At 60.6% G+C, this 14,567-nt stretch carries 17 protein-coding genes and 1 pseudogene; 12 read left to right on the top strand and 6 right to left on the bottom strand.

The genetic code is table 11. The annotated features are described in order from the left end of the window. Positions 1 to 462 precede the first annotated feature (462 nt). From fdnG to QEO92_RS22760, 8 genes are all read left to right on the top strand, one after another. The gene (fdnG, locus tag QEO92_RS22795; RefSeq protein WP_227704548.1) at positions 463 to 3,552 is read left to right on the top strand and encodes a formate dehydrogenase-N subunit alpha; all 3,090 of its coding nucleotides are present in this window, start codon (positions 463 to 465) and stop codon (positions 3,550 to 3,552) included. Beyond that, entirely contained in the window at positions 3,549 to 4,520 is a 972-nt protein-coding gene (gene fdxH, locus QEO92_RS22790; protein ID WP_280107476.1) for a formate dehydrogenase subunit beta, read from the top strand. Before fdnG ends, fdxH begins: the two co-directional genes overlap by 4 nt. Next, entirely contained in the window at positions 4,520 to 5,206 is a 687-nt protein-coding gene (locus tag QEO92_RS22785) for a formate dehydrogenase subunit gamma (protein ID WP_227704547.1), read from the top strand. Before fdxH ends, QEO92_RS22785 begins: the two co-directional genes overlap by 1 nt. Positions 5,207 to 5,296: 90 nt before the next feature. Continuing rightward, positions 5,297 to 6,217, top strand: coding sequence for a formate dehydrogenase accessory protein FdhE (gene fdhE, locus QEO92_RS22780; RefSeq protein WP_227704546.1), 921 nt, complete (start codon positions 5,297 to 5,299; stop codon positions 6,215 to 6,217). A gap of 4 nt (positions 6,218 to 6,221) precedes the next feature. Continuing rightward, positions 6,222 to 7,622, top strand: a complete 1,401-nt coding sequence (gene selA / locus QEO92_RS22775; RefSeq protein WP_227704545.1) for an L-seryl-tRNA(Sec) selenium transferase — start codon at positions 6,222 to 6,224, stop codon at positions 7,620 to 7,622. After that, the gene (locus tag QEO92_RS22770) at positions 7,609 to 8,403 is read left to right on the top strand and encodes a tetratricopeptide repeat protein (RefSeq protein WP_227704544.1); all 795 of its coding nucleotides are present in this window, start codon (positions 7,609 to 7,611) and stop codon (positions 8,401 to 8,403) included. The genes selA and QEO92_RS22770 overlap by 14 nt, the downstream gene beginning before the upstream one ends. Further along, positions 8,400 to 10,385 carry a selenocysteine-specific translation elongation factor gene (selB, locus tag QEO92_RS22765; protein ID WP_227704543.1) on the top strand — a complete coding sequence of 662 codons (1,986 nt, stop codon included), beginning with the start codon at positions 8,400 to 8,402 and terminating at the stop codon, positions 10,383 to 10,385. The genes QEO92_RS22770 and selB overlap by 4 nt, the downstream gene beginning before the upstream one ends. Before the next feature lie 158 nt (positions 10,386 to 10,543). Next, on the top strand, positions 10,544 to 10,717 hold the full coding sequence (locus tag QEO92_RS22760) for a hypothetical protein (RefSeq protein WP_227704542.1): 174 nt from the start codon (positions 10,544 to 10,546) through the stop codon (positions 10,715 to 10,717). A 46-nt stretch (positions 10,718 to 10,763) separates the two neighbouring features. Here the strand turns inward: QEO92_RS22760 and QEO92_RS22755 are convergent, their stop codons facing one another. The 4 genes from QEO92_RS22755 to QEO92_RS22740 are packed head-to-tail and all read right to left on the bottom strand — an operon-like array spanning position 10,764 to position 11,986. Beyond that, a complete protein-coding gene (locus tag QEO92_RS22755) occupies positions 10,764 to 11,234 on the bottom strand; it encodes a hypothetical protein (protein WP_227704541.1) in 471 nt (156 codons plus the stop codon). Beyond that, complete coding sequence (locus QEO92_RS22750) at positions 11,231 to 11,560, bottom strand: hypothetical protein (RefSeq protein ID WP_227704540.1); 330 nt, start codon at positions 11,558 to 11,560, stop codon at positions 11,231 to 11,233. The genes QEO92_RS22755 and QEO92_RS22750 overlap by 4 nt, the downstream gene beginning before the upstream one ends. Positions 11,561 to 11,587: 27 nt before the next feature. Beyond that, on the bottom strand, positions 11,588 to 11,782 hold the full coding sequence (locus QEO92_RS22745; RefSeq protein WP_227704539.1) for a hypothetical protein: 195 nt from the start codon (positions 11,780 to 11,782) through the stop codon (positions 11,588 to 11,590). Between the two features lie 9 nt (positions 11,783 to 11,791). Further along, on the bottom strand, positions 11,792 to 11,986 hold the full coding sequence (locus QEO92_RS22740) for a hypothetical protein (protein ID WP_227704538.1): 195 nt from the start codon (positions 11,984 to 11,986) through the stop codon (positions 11,792 to 11,794). A 128-nt stretch (positions 11,987 to 12,114) separates the two neighbouring features. Here QEO92_RS22740 and QEO92_RS22735 point away from each other — a divergent pair, with 128 nt between their 5' ends. The 4 genes and pseudogenes from QEO92_RS22735 (at position 12,115) to QEO92_RS22725 (ending at position 13,814) form a co-directional block, all read left to right on the top strand. Then, positions 12,115 to 12,363: a helix-turn-helix domain-containing protein gene (locus tag QEO92_RS22735; protein ID WP_227704537.1), complete on the top strand. Its 249-nt coding sequence runs from the start codon at positions 12,115 to 12,117 to the stop codon at positions 12,361 to 12,363. Continuing rightward, positions 12,356 to 12,454, top strand: a pseudogene (locus QEO92_RS33150) (hypothetical protein); the annotation flags it as partial. The gene QEO92_RS22735 and the pseudogene QEO92_RS33150, both read left to right, overlap by 8 nt. Before the next feature lie 99 nt (positions 12,455 to 12,553). Next, on the top strand, positions 12,554 to 12,808 hold the full coding sequence (locus tag QEO92_RS22730; RefSeq protein WP_227705239.1) for a hypothetical protein: 255 nt from the start codon (positions 12,554 to 12,556) through the stop codon (positions 12,806 to 12,808). A gap of 43 nt (positions 12,809 to 12,851) precedes the next feature. Next, complete coding sequence (locus tag QEO92_RS22725; protein WP_227704536.1) at positions 12,852 to 13,814, top strand: site-specific integrase; 963 nt, start codon at positions 12,852 to 12,854, stop codon at positions 13,812 to 13,814. A gap of 37 nt (positions 13,815 to 13,851) precedes the next feature. Here the strand turns inward: QEO92_RS22725 and QEO92_RS22720 are convergent, their stop codons facing one another. Both QEO92_RS22720 and QEO92_RS22715 read right to left on the bottom strand, forming a co-directional pair. Further along, positions 13,852 to 14,328 (bottom strand): DUF2335 domain-containing protein, encoded by a 477-nt coding sequence (locus QEO92_RS22720; protein WP_227704535.1) that lies wholly within the window; start codon positions 14,326 to 14,328, stop codon positions 13,852 to 13,854. After that, on the bottom strand, positions 14,279 to 14,530 hold the full coding sequence (locus tag QEO92_RS22715) for a hypothetical protein (RefSeq protein WP_280107475.1): 252 nt from the start codon (positions 14,528 to 14,530) through the stop codon (positions 14,279 to 14,281). Before QEO92_RS22715 ends, QEO92_RS22720 begins: the two co-directional genes overlap by 50 nt. Positions 14,531 to 14,567: the final 37 nt, after the last annotated feature.

Genomic DNA, 14,567 nt, shown 5'->3' with positions numbered 1-14,567 from the left:
TCAGGTAATGCAGCCGCAATTGTCGAAGCTTACCAAACAAGACATCCGCCCATCGAACGTCGGCGGCTCGCAATAGCGAATTATATGGTCTGGAAAAACAGTGAGCTATCTCGAACCTATTCTGTGCTTCGTGGCCAGGTATTTCCTGTCAGCCATTATATTGGGCGCGCTTTTGGGAGGGCCGCTCGCCATCCTGCTCATGAAATGGAGTTCGATCAAAGCGCTCATGTGATAGCGTTTCCATCCCTCCGCGATCTTGTCCGTGCCCGTTGCTATTTCGAAAGCCGGCCCGCGATGCATCCCAGTCTTTACGACGGGTCCGGCCACTTCGGCGATCAACGTCTCCCGGGATAGAATCGAGTGAAGACCGATCAAATTTTATAAGCTATAATCGTGACTTGACTTCATAATACCTGAACATACAGTTTCAACTGGTCATATCTCGAATGGAGGAGGCTACCCATGAATGTCGACCTCTCGCGGCGCAGCTTTCTGAAGCTGGCTGGAGCAGGTGTTGCGGCAACGTCTCTCGGTGCGATGGGTTTTGGCGAGGCTGAAGCCGCCGAAGTCGCGCATGTCCGGCCTTTCAAGCTGACGACGACCGCCGAAACGCGCAACACCTGTCCGTACTGTTCCGTCGCCTGCGGCGTCATCATTTATTCGAAGGGCGACCTTCGCAAGGGTGAGGCTGCCGACATTGTCCATATCGAAGGCGATGCCGATCATCCGACCAACCGCGGTACGCTCTGTCCCAAGGGGGCGGCGCTCAAGGATTTCGTGAAGTCCCCGACCCGCCTCAAATACCCGATGCACCGCAAGCCGGGTTCGGACAAGTTCGAGCGCATCTCCTGGGATGAGGCGTTCGATCGCATTGCGCGCCTGATGAAGGATGACCGCGACGCCAATTTCGTAGCGACGAATGCCGCGGGTGTTCCGGTCAATCGCTGGACGACCGTCGGCATGCTGGCTGCGTCGGCGACCACCAATGAAACGGCCTGGGCGACCTTCAAGTTCGCCAAGGGGCTGGGAATAGTCGGTTTCGATAATCAGGCACGCGTCTGACACGGCCCTACGGTGGCGAGTCTCGCCCCAACTTTTGGCCGTGGAGCAATGACCAACTCCTGGACCGACATCAAGAATACCGACCTCGTCGTCGTCATGGGCGGCAATGCGGCCGAAGCGCATCCCTGCGGCTTCAAATGGGTGACCGAGGCCAAGGCCAATCGCGGCGCCAAGCTGATCGTGGTCGATCCGCGCTATACCCGTACGGCGTCGGTTTCGGACTACTATGCCCCCATCCGACAGGGAACCGATATCGCCTTTCTGAACGGAGTGATGAAATACTGCATCGACAACGACAAGGTGCAGTGGGAATACATGAAGGCGTTCACCAACGCCTCCTACATCGTCAAGGACGGCTTCGGCTACAAGGATGGCCTCTTCACGGGCTATGATCCGGAAAAGCGCGACTATGACAAGTCGACCTGGGATTATGTGCTCGGCGATGACGGCTTCGTCACGACGGACCCGACGCTTCAGAACCCGCGTTGCGTCTGGAATCTGCTGAAGGAGCATCTGGCCCCCTACACGCCGGAAATGGTCGAACGGATCTGCGGCACGCCGAAGGACAAGTTCCTGAAGGTCGCCGAGATGATCTCGGAATGCTCATCTCCGACGAAGACAATGACGTCGATGTATGCACTCGGCTGGACGCAGCACTCCTATGGCTCGCAGAATATCCGAGCCATGGCCATGTTGCAGCTCATCCTCGGCAATATCGGGGTGCGTGGCGGCGGCATGAATGCGCTTCGTGGCCACTCCAACATCCAGGGTTTGACCGACCTCGGCCTGATGTCGCATCTGCTAACCGGCTATCTGACGATGCCGAGTGAAAAGGACGTGGATTTCACGACCTATATGTCGACCCGTCAGTTCAAGCCGTTGCGTCCCGGCCAGACGAGCTATTGGCAGAACTACAGGAAGTTCATGGTTTCCTTCCAGAAGGCCATGTGGGGCGATGCTGCGCGCGCCGACAACGACTGGGCCTTCAACTACATCCCCAAGCTCGACGTGCCGTCCTATGACGTGCTCCGCATGTTCGAGTTGATGTATCAAGGCAAGGTCAACGGCTACATCTGCCAAGGTTTCAACCCGCTTCTTGCCTTCCCCAACCGGGACAAGAACACCGAGGCGCTGTCAAAGCTCAAATGGCTCATCACCATGGACCCGCTTGAAACCGAGACGGCGCGGTTCTGGGAAAACCACGGCGACTTTAATCCCGTCGATACGGTCTCGATCCAGACCGAGGTCTTCCAGCTGCCCACGACCTGCTTTGCCGAAGAAGACGGTTCGCTCACCAATTCGGGCCGGTGGCTGCAATGGCACTGGGCGGGCGGAACTCCCCCCGGTGAAGCACAGCACGACACCTACATCATCGCCCAGATATTCCTGAGGATGCGGGAGTTGTATCGCAAGGAAGGGGGTGCCTTCCCCGATCCGATCCTGAACATGTCTTGGGATTATGCTGATCCGAACGAGCCGACGGCGGAGGAACTGGCGAAGGAAATCAACGGCCGTGCACTGACCGACCTCATGGACCCGACCGATCCGACGAAGGTCCAGGTTGCCGCCGGCAAGCAGGTGTTGAACTTCTCGCAATTGCGCGACGACGGATCGACGATGTGCGGCTGCTGGATCTATTCCGGTAACTTCAACGAGCAGGGCAACAACATGGCTCGGCGCGACAACCACGATCCGGACGATACAGGCGCCTATCTCGGCTGGTCCTTTGCCTGGCCTCTCAACCGCCGCACGCTCTACAATCGCGCTTCGGCCGATCTGCAGGGCAGGCCGTGGGATCCGAGCCGCAAGCTGCTCGAATGGGACGGTTCGAAATGGACGGGCTACGATATCCCCGACATCGCGCCGACGGCCAAGCCGGAGGACGTCGGTCCCTTCATCATGAACCAGGAGGGAACCGCGCGTCTGTTCACGCGCGGAATGATGCGCGATGGTCCGTTCCCGGCGCATATGGAGCCTTTCGAGTCTCCGGTCGCCAACGTCTTCAATCCGGAAATGCGGGGCAATCCCGTCAGCCGTGTGTTTGAGACGGACGTGGCGCAGATGGGGCTTTCGGACGAGTTTCCTTATGCGGCGACCTCCTACCGGCTCACGGAGCACTTCCATTACTGGACCAAGCACAACCGCGTGAACTCGGCACTGCAGCCGGAATTCTTCGTCGAAATCTCCGAGGAACTCGCCAAGGAGAAGAACATCGAGAATGGCGGTTGGGTCCGGGTCTGGTCGAAACGCGGTTCGGTCAAGGCAAAGGCGGTGGTGACGAAGCGCATCCGGCCGCTCATGTGCGACGGCAAGCCGGTTCATGTGGTGGGTATCCCGCTTCATTGGGGTTTCACCGGTTCAGCGAAGAAGGGCTTCGGTCCGAACTCGCTGGCGCCCTTCGTCGGTGACGCCAACATCGAGACGCCGGAATACAAGGCGTTTCTTGTCAATATCGAGCCATCGACGGCACCGCAGGAGGCTACAGTATGATGGACAGTCCTCGCACCGCTGTCAGCAATCCGCCGGTCCAGCCGATGGAAAGCAACCTCACCGAGCGGGATCTCATCCGCCGCTCGGCTACCAGCGAACTGCCGCCGCCTGAGCGGCAGCTCACACCAGTCGCCAAGCTGATCGATGTCTCCAAGTGCATCGGTTGCAAGGCCTGCCAGTCCGCCTGCGTGGAGTGGAACGATACGCATCCGGAAATCGGTGCAAACGTGGGGTACTATACGAACCCCCATGATCTCACCGAGGACATGTTCACGCTCATGCGCTTCACGGAATGGGTTAATCCCGAGACCGACAATCTCGAATGGCTCATCCGCAAAGACGGCTGCATGCATTGCGCGGATCCCGGTTGTCTCAAGGCCTGTCCGGCGCCGGGTGCGATCGTGCAGTATTCAAATGGCATCGTGGATTTCGTCCACGAGAACTGCATAGGCTGCGGCTATTGCATCAAGGGCTGTCCCTTCAACATTCCACGTATCTCCAAGGTGGATCACCGTGCCTATAAATGCACCCTCTGTTCCGACCGTGTCGCGGTAGGTCAGGGGCCGGCCTGTGCCAAGGCCTGTCCGACCCAGGCGATCGTGTTCGGCACAAAGGAGGATATGAAGAAGCACGCGGACGACCGCATCGCCGACCTCAAATCCCGTGGTTACGCGAATGCCGGGCTCTACGATCCGCCGGGGGTTGGCGGCACGCACGTGATGTATGTCCTGCATCACAATGACAAGCCGCATATCTATGCCGACCTGCCGGATGATCCCAAGATTTCCGGCGTGGTGCAGGCCTGGAAAGGCGTGACCAAATACACAGGTCTTGCCGCAATGGGGCTTGTGGCTGCCGGCGCGATTCTCCACGGCGTCTTCGGCCGGGCCAATCGCGTGCAGCCCGAAGACGAGGAGAATGCGGAAAAGCTCGTCGATAGCGCCGAGGGCCGCAGGGAGGAAGCCTGATGAGCGAACCGTGGGATGTTGAATCCGATGATGCCATCCATCGCGGACCGCCGGTCACCGTCGATCGTTATGGGCCGGGCAAGCGCGTCAACCACTGGATCACGGCCTGCAGCCTGATCCTGCTTCTGCTTTCGGGAATGGCCCTGTTCCACCCGTCGCTGTTCTTCCTCACCGGGCTTTTCGGCGGGGGGCAGAACACCCGTATGCTGCATCCCTGGATCGGCGTGGTGCTCTTCGTCAGCTTCTACATCTTCTTCTTCCAGCTCTGGAAGGCCAATCTCTTCACCAAGGCGGACATGGGGTGGTTCACGGGTATCCGTGACGTGATCGGCGGACACGAGGAGCGTCTTCCCGAGATGGGCAAATACAATGCCGGCCAGAAAGTGATCTTCTGGGCGATGGCCTTGCTCATCATCGCGTTGATCGCCACCGGCATCCTTATCTGGGATCAATACTTTTATGATTACACGTCGATCGAGACGAAGCGCTTCGCTGTCCTGATCCATGCTGTGTCGGCCGTGCTCATCATCTGCGTGTTTATTGTCCATGTCTATGCGGCGATTTGGACCCGCGGAACCATTCGTGCGATGACGCGCGGTTCGGTCACTGGCGGATGGGCCTGGCGCCACCACCGCAAGTGGCTCAGGGAACTGGCTGGACGCGGGCGAATTGATCCTGCAGAATAGTCATGGAAGCGCATTTCGAAAAGTGTGACGCGGTTTTCGGCAATATGCGTGACAGAACAAGAGCTGTGGCCGGTCGGCCCGCGAGGTGAAATGTCCGTATCCCCAGTACAGCCCGATCCCTCGATGATCGGTGGTGTTTCCAAGGCTCCGTTTGCCTTGATGCCCAACCCGGTGCGCCTCTTGAAGGAGCGCGCCAATCGTTTCGAGGTTCTCGCCGAAGGCAGTCGACTCGCTCCCTATCTCAAATTCCTGGCAGGAATCGCACAGATCCAGAGCGAGCTAGCATCCACCCTGTCTCCGCTTGAGCTGATCCCTGCCGATCAGGTCGAGCGAGCGCGTGCGAATGCCATGCCAGCGATCGATCGTTTGGCGATGGTCTCGTCACCGGATTGCCGGCAGGTGCTTCAGCAATTCCTGGAACGGATGGAAGGATTGGAGAAGCCTCCTGTCGCCGCAGAAGCGCTTGCGCAGGTTCGCGCTGCCGACGATGAGACATTCAGCTGGATGATCGGCAATGTCGTGGCGGACAACCTGCCGGTCGAAAGCCTGGCCCATCATCTTTACATTGCTGCGGCGATCCAGATCCACGCGGCGCGCCTCGCCGCCGGCCTTGATGGAAGCAGGCTCGTGCCGATCGGCATCGGCGTCTGTCCCGCCTGCGGCGGCAAACCTGTCGCTTCCATGGTCATCGGTTTCCATGGCGCGGAAGGTGCGCGCTATGCCTGCTGTTCCTTCTGCACCACGATGTGGAACGAGGTCCGCATCAAATGCCTTGCCTGCGGCTCCACCAAAGGCATTGGCTACCGGGCCGTCGAAACCGGCGATGAAGAGGCGACCATCAAGGCGGAGGTCTGCGACAGCTGCAACAGCTGGGTAAAGATTCTCTACCAGAACAGGAATCCTTCGCTCGAGGTCGTCGCTGACGATGTCGCAAGCCTCGGACTCGACCTGCTGATGAAGGACACCGAATACAAGCGAGCAGGTTTCGATCCATTCCTGATGGGCTACTGATCCGATGTCGGGACCTGCCGATCTGCGAGCCTTGCCCTCCGTCGATCAGATGCTGAAAGCGCCGGCCGCTTCGCCGCTTGTCGAGCGGCATGGTCGGACCGTGGTGACGGACGAGCTGCGCACGGTGCTCGGCGAAATCCGCATTGCCGTGCGCGGTGGCGGTTCATTGCCCGATGAAGACGGCATCCTCGCCTCTTTGGCGAGCCGCCTCGACTATCGAGACCGCTCCAACCTTCGCCCGCTCTTCAACCTGACCGGTACCGTGCTGCACACCAATCTCGGTCGGGCGCTACTTGCCGAGGAGGCGATTGCGGCTGCGATCGACGCCATGCGGGAAGCGGCAGCATTGGAATTCGACCTCGATACCGGCAGGCGCGGTGAACGCGACAGTCATCTGCGGGCACTGCTCTGCGAATTGACGGGTGCAGAAGACGCGACCATCGTCAACAACAACGCCGCAGCCGTTCTGATCGCCCTCAACTCTGTCGGCGCAGGACGTCAGGCGCTCGTCTCGCGTGGCGAACTGATCGAGATCGGCGGCGCTTTCCGCATGCCGGACATCATGGAGCGCGCCGGCGTCGACCTCGTCGAGGTCGGCACGACCAACCGCACCCATGCGAAGGATTATATCAAGGCGATCGGTCCCGAAACGGCCCTGATCCTCAAGGTGCATACGTCGAATTACCGGATCGAAGGGTTCACCAAGGAAGTCCCGGGCGCCGAGCTTGCGGCTATCGCCCATGAGGCGGGAGTGCCGCTCCTCAACGACCTGGGTTCGGGCACATTGGTCGACCTGTCCCGCTACGGTCTCGGCAAGGAGCCGACGGTGCGCGAGGCGGTCGCCGAGGGTGCCGATCTGGTCACGTTCTCGGGCGACAAGCTGCTCGGCGGTCCGCAGGCGGGTTTCATCGTCGGCCGTGGGGATCTGATCGCCGAGATCAACCGCAATCCGCTGAAGCGGGCGCTACGTGTCGACAAGATCCGTATCGCGGCCATGGCGGCGACCTTGAAGCTTTACCGAGATCCGGATCGACTGGCCTCTCGCCTGCCGACGCTTCGCATGCTGTCTCGGCGGGAGCCGGAGGTGCGGTCGCAGGCGGAGCTGCTGGCTCCACAAGTCGAAGCGCTTTTGGCGCGCAAGGGTTACGTGGTGGAGGTCTGCCGTTGTGCGAGCCAGATCGGTTCGGGCGCGCTTCCGGTGGATACAATCCCGAGCGCGGGACTCAGGATCACGGCGTCCAGCGGAAGTGCGCTTGAGGCGCTGGCGGCCTTGTTCCGGTCTCTCTCCCGCCCGATCCTGGGACGGCTGCAGGACGGCGCGCTGATCCTCGACCTGCGCTGCCTGTCCGATGACGCGGCGCTCCTGGAAAGCCTGTCCGAGGGCACCGGCCATGCGGTGGCTTGATCGTATTCGAGGCCGCAAGTCCGAGGCGGCGCCTGAGGCCGATCCGATGGCCGAGGCGCTGGCAGCAGCCAAATCAGGCGACTATGAAACGGCGTTGCGGATATGGGAGCCTTTGGCGCGTGCCGGCGTAGCGCGTGCGCAGAACAATATCGGCGCCTGTTTCGCCGAAGGGCTCGGTGTGCCCAGGGATCGTGAACTGGCGCTCAAATGGCTGGAATTGGCCGCCGATGCCGGCGATCCGCTGGGAGAGCGCAACTACGCCGCCTTCCACATGCAAGGGCTCACCGGCACCGATGCCGATTATGGCATCGCAGCCGAATACTACCGGCGCGCGGCGGAAAGAGGTGATGCGCCGGCCCAGGACATGCTGAGCTGGATGCTGCTGGAAGGCGAGGTCATGACCGCCGACCCGGCCGAAGCGCGGCGCTGGGCAGAAAGCGCCGCGGAAGCCGGCATCGCGTCTTCGATGACGCGGCTCGGCATGCTCTATCATAATGCGCTAGGCGTCGAGCGCGATCCCGAAAAGGCCGTCCATTGGTGGCGGAAGGGGGCGGAAAGGGGCGATGCCGATGCGCAGGCGATGCTGGGGGCCGCTTGCCACATGGGAGCCGGGACCACGCGCGACGGGGTCGAAGCCCTGGCCTGGCTGATCCGGGCGACGAACGCGGGCAGCGCGTTGGCAAAGCCCTTCATCGGGCCGGCTCGCGACAGGCTTTCGCCAACGGAAATCCAGGAAGCGGAACGTCGTGCCTCAGAGCCGCTTTCGAAGGAGGCGTCATGATCGTCGGCACGGCGGGGCATATCGACCATGGCAAGACAACGCTCGTCAAGGCATTGACCGGCGTCGACACCGATCGCCTCAAGGAAGAGAAGGCGCGGGGTATCACCATCGATCTCGGCTTCGCCTATGCCCGGTTCGCAGGGGAAGCCGTTACTGGCTTCGTCGATGTACCCGGCCATGAACGTTTCATCCATACCATGCTCGCCGGTGCCGGCGGTATCGACTATGCCTTGCTGGTCGTTGCGGCGGACGACGGCATCAAGCCGCAGACACTCGAACATCTGGCGATCCTCGATTTGCTCGGCATCTCTCGCGGGCTCGTCGCGATCACCAAGGCAGACCTTGCCAATCCTGCCCGCCTTGAGGGCCTGACGGCGGAAATACGGGGAATGCTCTCGTCGACGAGCCTCAGGGAGGCCGAGATACTTCCCGTTTCCGCAACGACCGGACAGGGGATTGAGCTGTTGAAGGAACGGCTGGCGGAGGCCGAAGGGGCGACAATCGCATCGAGCGCCGATGGTCGCTTCCGGCTCGCCGTTGATCGTTGTTTCACGCTTTCTGGGGCAGGCACCGTGGTCACCGGGACCGTGCGTTCGGGTTCCGTTGGTATTGGCGATCAGGTTGTGGTGTCACCATCGGGCCTTGCTGCGCGCATACGATCCCTTCATGCCCAGAACCAGCAGGCCGAGCGCGGTTTTGCCGGGCAGCGTTGCGCGCTGAACCTTGCGGGAGAGGGGATTTCCAAGGATGCCATCACTCGCGGCGACATGGTCGTCGATCGCTATCTGCATGCGCCGGCCGATCGCATCGATGCGGAGCTTTCGGTGCTTGAAAGCGAGCCGAAGCCGATCGGCGAATGGTTTTCCGCCCGTTTCCATCACGGCAGCGCCGAGGCCGGTGTCCGCATCGTGCCGCTCGAAAATCCGGTGCCGCCGGGCGGGAGTGGCAGGGTCCAACTCGTCCTTGACCGTCCGATCGCCGCGGCTGTCGGCGACCGCTTCATACTGCGGGATGTTTCGGCCCAGCGCACGATCGGCGGCGGGCGGCTTGTCGATCTCAGGGCTCCCTTGCGCAAGCGGCGGTCTTCCGAGCGACTGGGTTTCCTGAAGGCGGCCTCCCTGCCTCATGCAGGTGGTGCGCTTGTGGCTTTGCTCGACGTTCCGCCTTTTCTGGTCGAACTCGATGTCTTTGCCCGCGACAGGGCTTTGTCGGAAGAGGAATTGCAGGCTGCGATCAGTTTCGCGGCGGCTGAGGTCATCGAAAGCGCTTCGGCACGTTATGCGCTCTCGGCGAACAAACGTGCGGGCTTTTCCGATGATATTCAGCGGGTACTGACCGCTTTCCATGCGGAGAATCCCGATCTGCAGGGGATTGGCCGCGAGCGCCTGCGGCTGCAGGTGACGCCACGGCTTCCGGCGCCGGCCTTTCTGGTGACGCTCCGGGCCGAGCAGGTGCTGGGACGCCTGGTGCTGGAAGGCGCGTTCGTGCGGCTGCCCGGGCATGAAGTCCGACTGAGCGATAAGGAAGAGGCACTCTATGCGCAGATCCTTCCGCATCTTGAAGGGGAGGAAAGGTTCCGTCCGCCTCGCGTGCGCGATTTCTCCGAAATGCTTGGCGTCGACGAACGGGAGGTCCGTCGCGTCCTGAAGCTCTGCGTGCGGCTTGGCCGCGTCGACGAAATCCGGCATGACCACTTTTTCACCCGTCAGGCGACGGCAGAAATGGTCGAGATCATCAAGGATGTCGCGGCCAATGTAGAGCGGGGGGAATTTTCCGCAGGTCTCTTCCGCGACCGCGTCAACAACGGTAGAAAGGTCGCGATCGAAATCCTCGAGTTCTTCGATCGTCAAGGGGTGACGCTTCGGCGCGGTGATATTCGTCGCGTCAATCCGCACAGGCTCGACCTTTATGGCGGGCCTGCTCCTGAGGCAGTTGAAGGAAGAGATTCGTCCCCGGTGGGGCGTCCGGACTTCAAATTCTAGCGCCGGCATCGTAGCTTGTCCCCTCGTGTCATCTGGTATCCCGCAAAATATGCGCTCTCTCTGCGTCTGATCCTTTCCCGTCCCTGCGTGTTTTCATCCGTGCTACCGAGTTCGGTAGCAAAATGGTAGCGGCCTGTTCTGTAGATGTTCCAAGCTCTATGACCTTCAAAGCTCTCGTCAAAACTGCCGACCTCAAGCGCATGGCCTCAGTGGCCAAAAGCGAGAATGTCACCATCGAACTGGAGGTCGATGGGGTTATCGTCCGGGTGAAACCCAATGAGGTTGACGATGACCGAAAGCACTCCGCACTCCCCGATGACTTTGCCCTCTGAAGGATTGCCGAAGAGAAGCCGTCTTCACAAAGGATGAACCGGGCCATCAGACGTACTTGCCATAGCCAGGCGAGTCGCGCGTGTCATCGAGCGCCTTGGCGGCCTTGCGTCGGTCCTGGATCTTCTCCCGCAAGAGCTTTCGGCCAATGTGGTGGCCGTCGCCGTCAAAGGTGAGGCCTCGATCGCCAGGAATGAGCGCTGTGTCCGGCACGTCAGCCGGCAGCCATCCGTCCAAAGCCATTTGAGCGGCTTCCTCGGGCACGTGGACGCGAAGGCCCATCGGATTCGACCAGCCAAGGCTCGGCTCGTCGTTGCCTTCTTCACGGGCATCGTGCGGCTCGTCCTGTATATCGCCGCCGTGTTCGTTTTCCTCCTCGCGATCCTCGTCCGCGGGGTAGGTATCGGCCAAGTAGGGCTCGAGGTCGCAGTCACCGTCGAGGAGGTCGAGGAGCGCGATCAACTCCTCGATCTTCGCCTCCAGACGCCGGCGGGTGGTGATGACGACGCGCTGGTTCATGACCGCACCGCCTTTCCGGTTCCTCCGGTGGGAAGCTGGCCGCTGATCAGGACGAAATGATAGTCATGATCCACGTGGACCTTCCAGCCTTCTTGCTCGGGGTGCATGGCGGCCATGGCATCCATCAGGGCATTGGAATGGTACAGGACGAGTTCGGCGGGAGTTGCAATCTTGAGAAACGCATCAACGGTCATGGGCTCCTGCGGCATCACTGCCTTTGCGGCAGCAGCGACCGGAAGCGAGGCGGCGGCCGCACCACCCACGAAGAGGCGGCGGGTGATTTTCGGCAAGCCTTCAGCGGCTGCCTGAACGAGCTTGTTCGGCATTGTAGATCTCCAGATTGTTAGGTTTTGTCAGGTTGTCGGCATGTTTCGGATCTGCTGCTCGGCCTCACGGTAGGCAGCAATCACCGCATCGCGCGGCTCGTCGATGAACTCCGGCGGGCAGCGATCGTAGGAAAAGAGGATGTCGTCGAGGCTGACCTTGCGGGGATCGACATAGCTACCCCGCCCGGTCGGCGTCAGTATCGTGGGCTGAGCGGCGGCCATGTGACAGCCTCAGGCCAGTTCGAGAGCTTCGAGGTTCCGGCGCCACTGCAGCGAGGCACCAGCACCACCGATGAAGCGCGGCGGCTTGGGAACCGGAACGACCAGGGCCGCGCCGTTGTCGCGCTCGGCACGTTCGAAGGCTGCCTTGAGAGCCGGGTTGGTGAACAGGCTGGACAGGCGGATAGTTTCGATCTTGTTGCTCATGACACTTTTTCCTTTGCGGATAACCATTTTCTGTTTACTAATAAACCAGAATGATTAACCATCGTCAACAGGAAATGTTTACACGTAAGCAAAAAATGTTTATGTGTTGAGCATAGCAAGAGGAACTGATGTTGCAAGCCAATCAAATCCGGGCCGCTCGTGCCCTTCTCAACTGGTCCCAAAGTGAACTCGTCGACAAGACTGGACTGTCGCTTACGACCATCCGACGCATGGAAGACGATAAGATTGGTCCCGAACGCAGTTCTGCCGGCAATGTAGCCACGGTGACCAAGACCCTCGAGGAGGCTGGTATAGCTTTCCTTGACGGAGGTGAGGACAAGCCGGGCGGCCCGGGCGTGAGGATGAGCAATGACTGAGCCGCCGAACAAGCCCCAAGTTTTCACGCCGGCAATGCTGGCGGAGCGTTGGGGATGTTCGGAACGGCAAATCCGTAAAATGATCTCGACGGGCGCGTTGCCGGCTTTTCGGGTGGGCAAGCTCTTTAGGGTACGTAGAGACGTCGTCGAGGGACTGGACCCGACGCAGGAGCAAGATCGAGAGACAGAAATGTCCTCAAAGACTGCCGACGCTTTCTCCTATCCGCCGCGCGGCATGTCGCGAGAGGAAGCGGCCCGATACATCGGTGTCGGAACGATGAAATTCGATGAAATGGTGTCCGACAAACGAATGCCGAAGCCGAAGAGGATCGACGGCCGCGTGATTTGGGATCGCATTGCACTGGATGCCGCGTTCTCAGATCTGCCGACAGACGGCGGCAACATGGTCGACGAGCTGCGGTCTCGCCGGTCATCGCATACCTAACGAGAATATCACTTATCGCTACTGATCAACCTGGGGAATGATCATGTCCGCATTGTCACTGGTGAGCCCGCAGCCTGGCTTAGAGGCTGTTTCCGATCTCAGCGCCGATGCGCTCGACTATGGCCGCGCTGCGCTGTCTGAGAACACCATGCGGGCCTACAGAGGCGATTGGCAGGAGTTCGAGGCATGGTGCGCTGTTCGGCAGAGATCGCACCTGCCGGCCTCCCCTGCGACCGTGGCGAATTATGCATCGTCGCTTGCCTCTGCCGGCAAAAAGGTGCCGACGATCGCCAGGAAGCTGGCGGCCATTCGCTTCTTCCACCGCGGCGCCGGCGAGGAGAACCCGACGGACAATGCGGGCGTGGCAGCCATCCTGAAGGGTATCCGCCGCACGGTAGGCACAGCGCCCCGCCAGAAGGCACCGGCCACCGTGGACGTCATCCATGCCCTCTTGGCTCGGATCGATGCGGACACGCTCCAGGGCAAGCGTGACAGGGCTCTGTTGCTGCTCGGGTTCGCCGGCGCGTTTCGCCGGTCGGAGCTGGTGGCAATCACCGTCGAGGATCTGACGTTCTCGGATGAAGGCGTGGATGTCTTCCTGCCGAAGTCCAAGACCGACCAGGAGGCGAAAGGCCAATCGGTGGCCGTGCTAAACGGGAAGGCGCTCAAGCCCACTGACAGGCTCAAGGAGTGGCTTTCTGCAGCCGAGATAACATCTGGCCCGATCTTCCGCCGCATCAACCGTGGCGACCATCTGACGGACGAGCCATTATCAGCTCAGTCGGTGGCGCTGATCGTGAAAAAATATGCGGACGCAGCCGGTCTCGATGTCGAGAAGCTTTCCGGCCATTCCCTTCGCGCCGGGTTCGTCACGTCGGCCGCTGAGAACCGGGCCTCGATCAGCCGTATCATGGAAGTGACCCGGCATCGCGATCCGCGGACGGTGGAGACCTACGTCCGCCGCGCCGATCGGTTTAAGGATCATGCCGGAGATGGGTTTCTGTGATGCTCTGAGGGGAGGAATTGGGGGGGGTGGGAAAGACTTATTTTGAGTGACGGCCTTTGATGAAGGCAGCCACGACACCGGCTACGCCGACGCCTAGGATCATGCCGGCAAGAACGTTGTTTCCATACATGCCTACACCCGCAGCTGCGGCGATGTCGACTACCAAGGCAGCCATCCCATAGCGCATACCGCGCTTCTGGTCGGCAACTTGGGCGCTGACAATCCTGCTTTCCATATCGATGTTGTGCTGCTGCTGGCGCTCCGCCATTTGGATGATGCGCTCGGCGGAGCCAGGAAGAATTTCCTCATACTCGCGAAGATGGCGGGGATGCGCGATCGGGCCGGAGAACTGCTCCGACATCATCATCATGACCGTGCTGACGACTTGACCACGTGCGCCAGAAGGAACGAGCGGACCAATGCGCCGCTCAATCTCCTTGGCGAATTCTGCTTCTTCCGGTGGTTTAGGCGGCGCGGGGACGGTGCTTCTTGGTTCGGGTGGGCGCTTTGCCAATGCTCTCTCCATAGGAACGAGTAGCATCGGACAAATTGCGCCCTACCTCTCGCCATGCGCGTTCAACGCTACCGTCGAACTCCACAGGGCGCTTGATCTTGGAGCCAAGAAAGATATTTGCAGGCGACGTGAAGCCGCCGACAAATCCCTTGCAGAAGGATTTGCTGAACATGCTCATTCTTTTCACCTGGTTCTTTTCCATGGGGCTTATGTTAGCGCACAAAGCGATGCTTTCAACA

Origin of the sequence: Neorhizobium petrolearium, assembly GCF_029854435.1 — a bacterium.
GTDB lineage: Bacteria > Pseudomonadota > Alphaproteobacteria > Rhizobiales > Rhizobiaceae > Neorhizobium > Neorhizobium petrolearium.
This window is presented reverse-complemented; position numbering and strand designations above follow the sequence as displayed.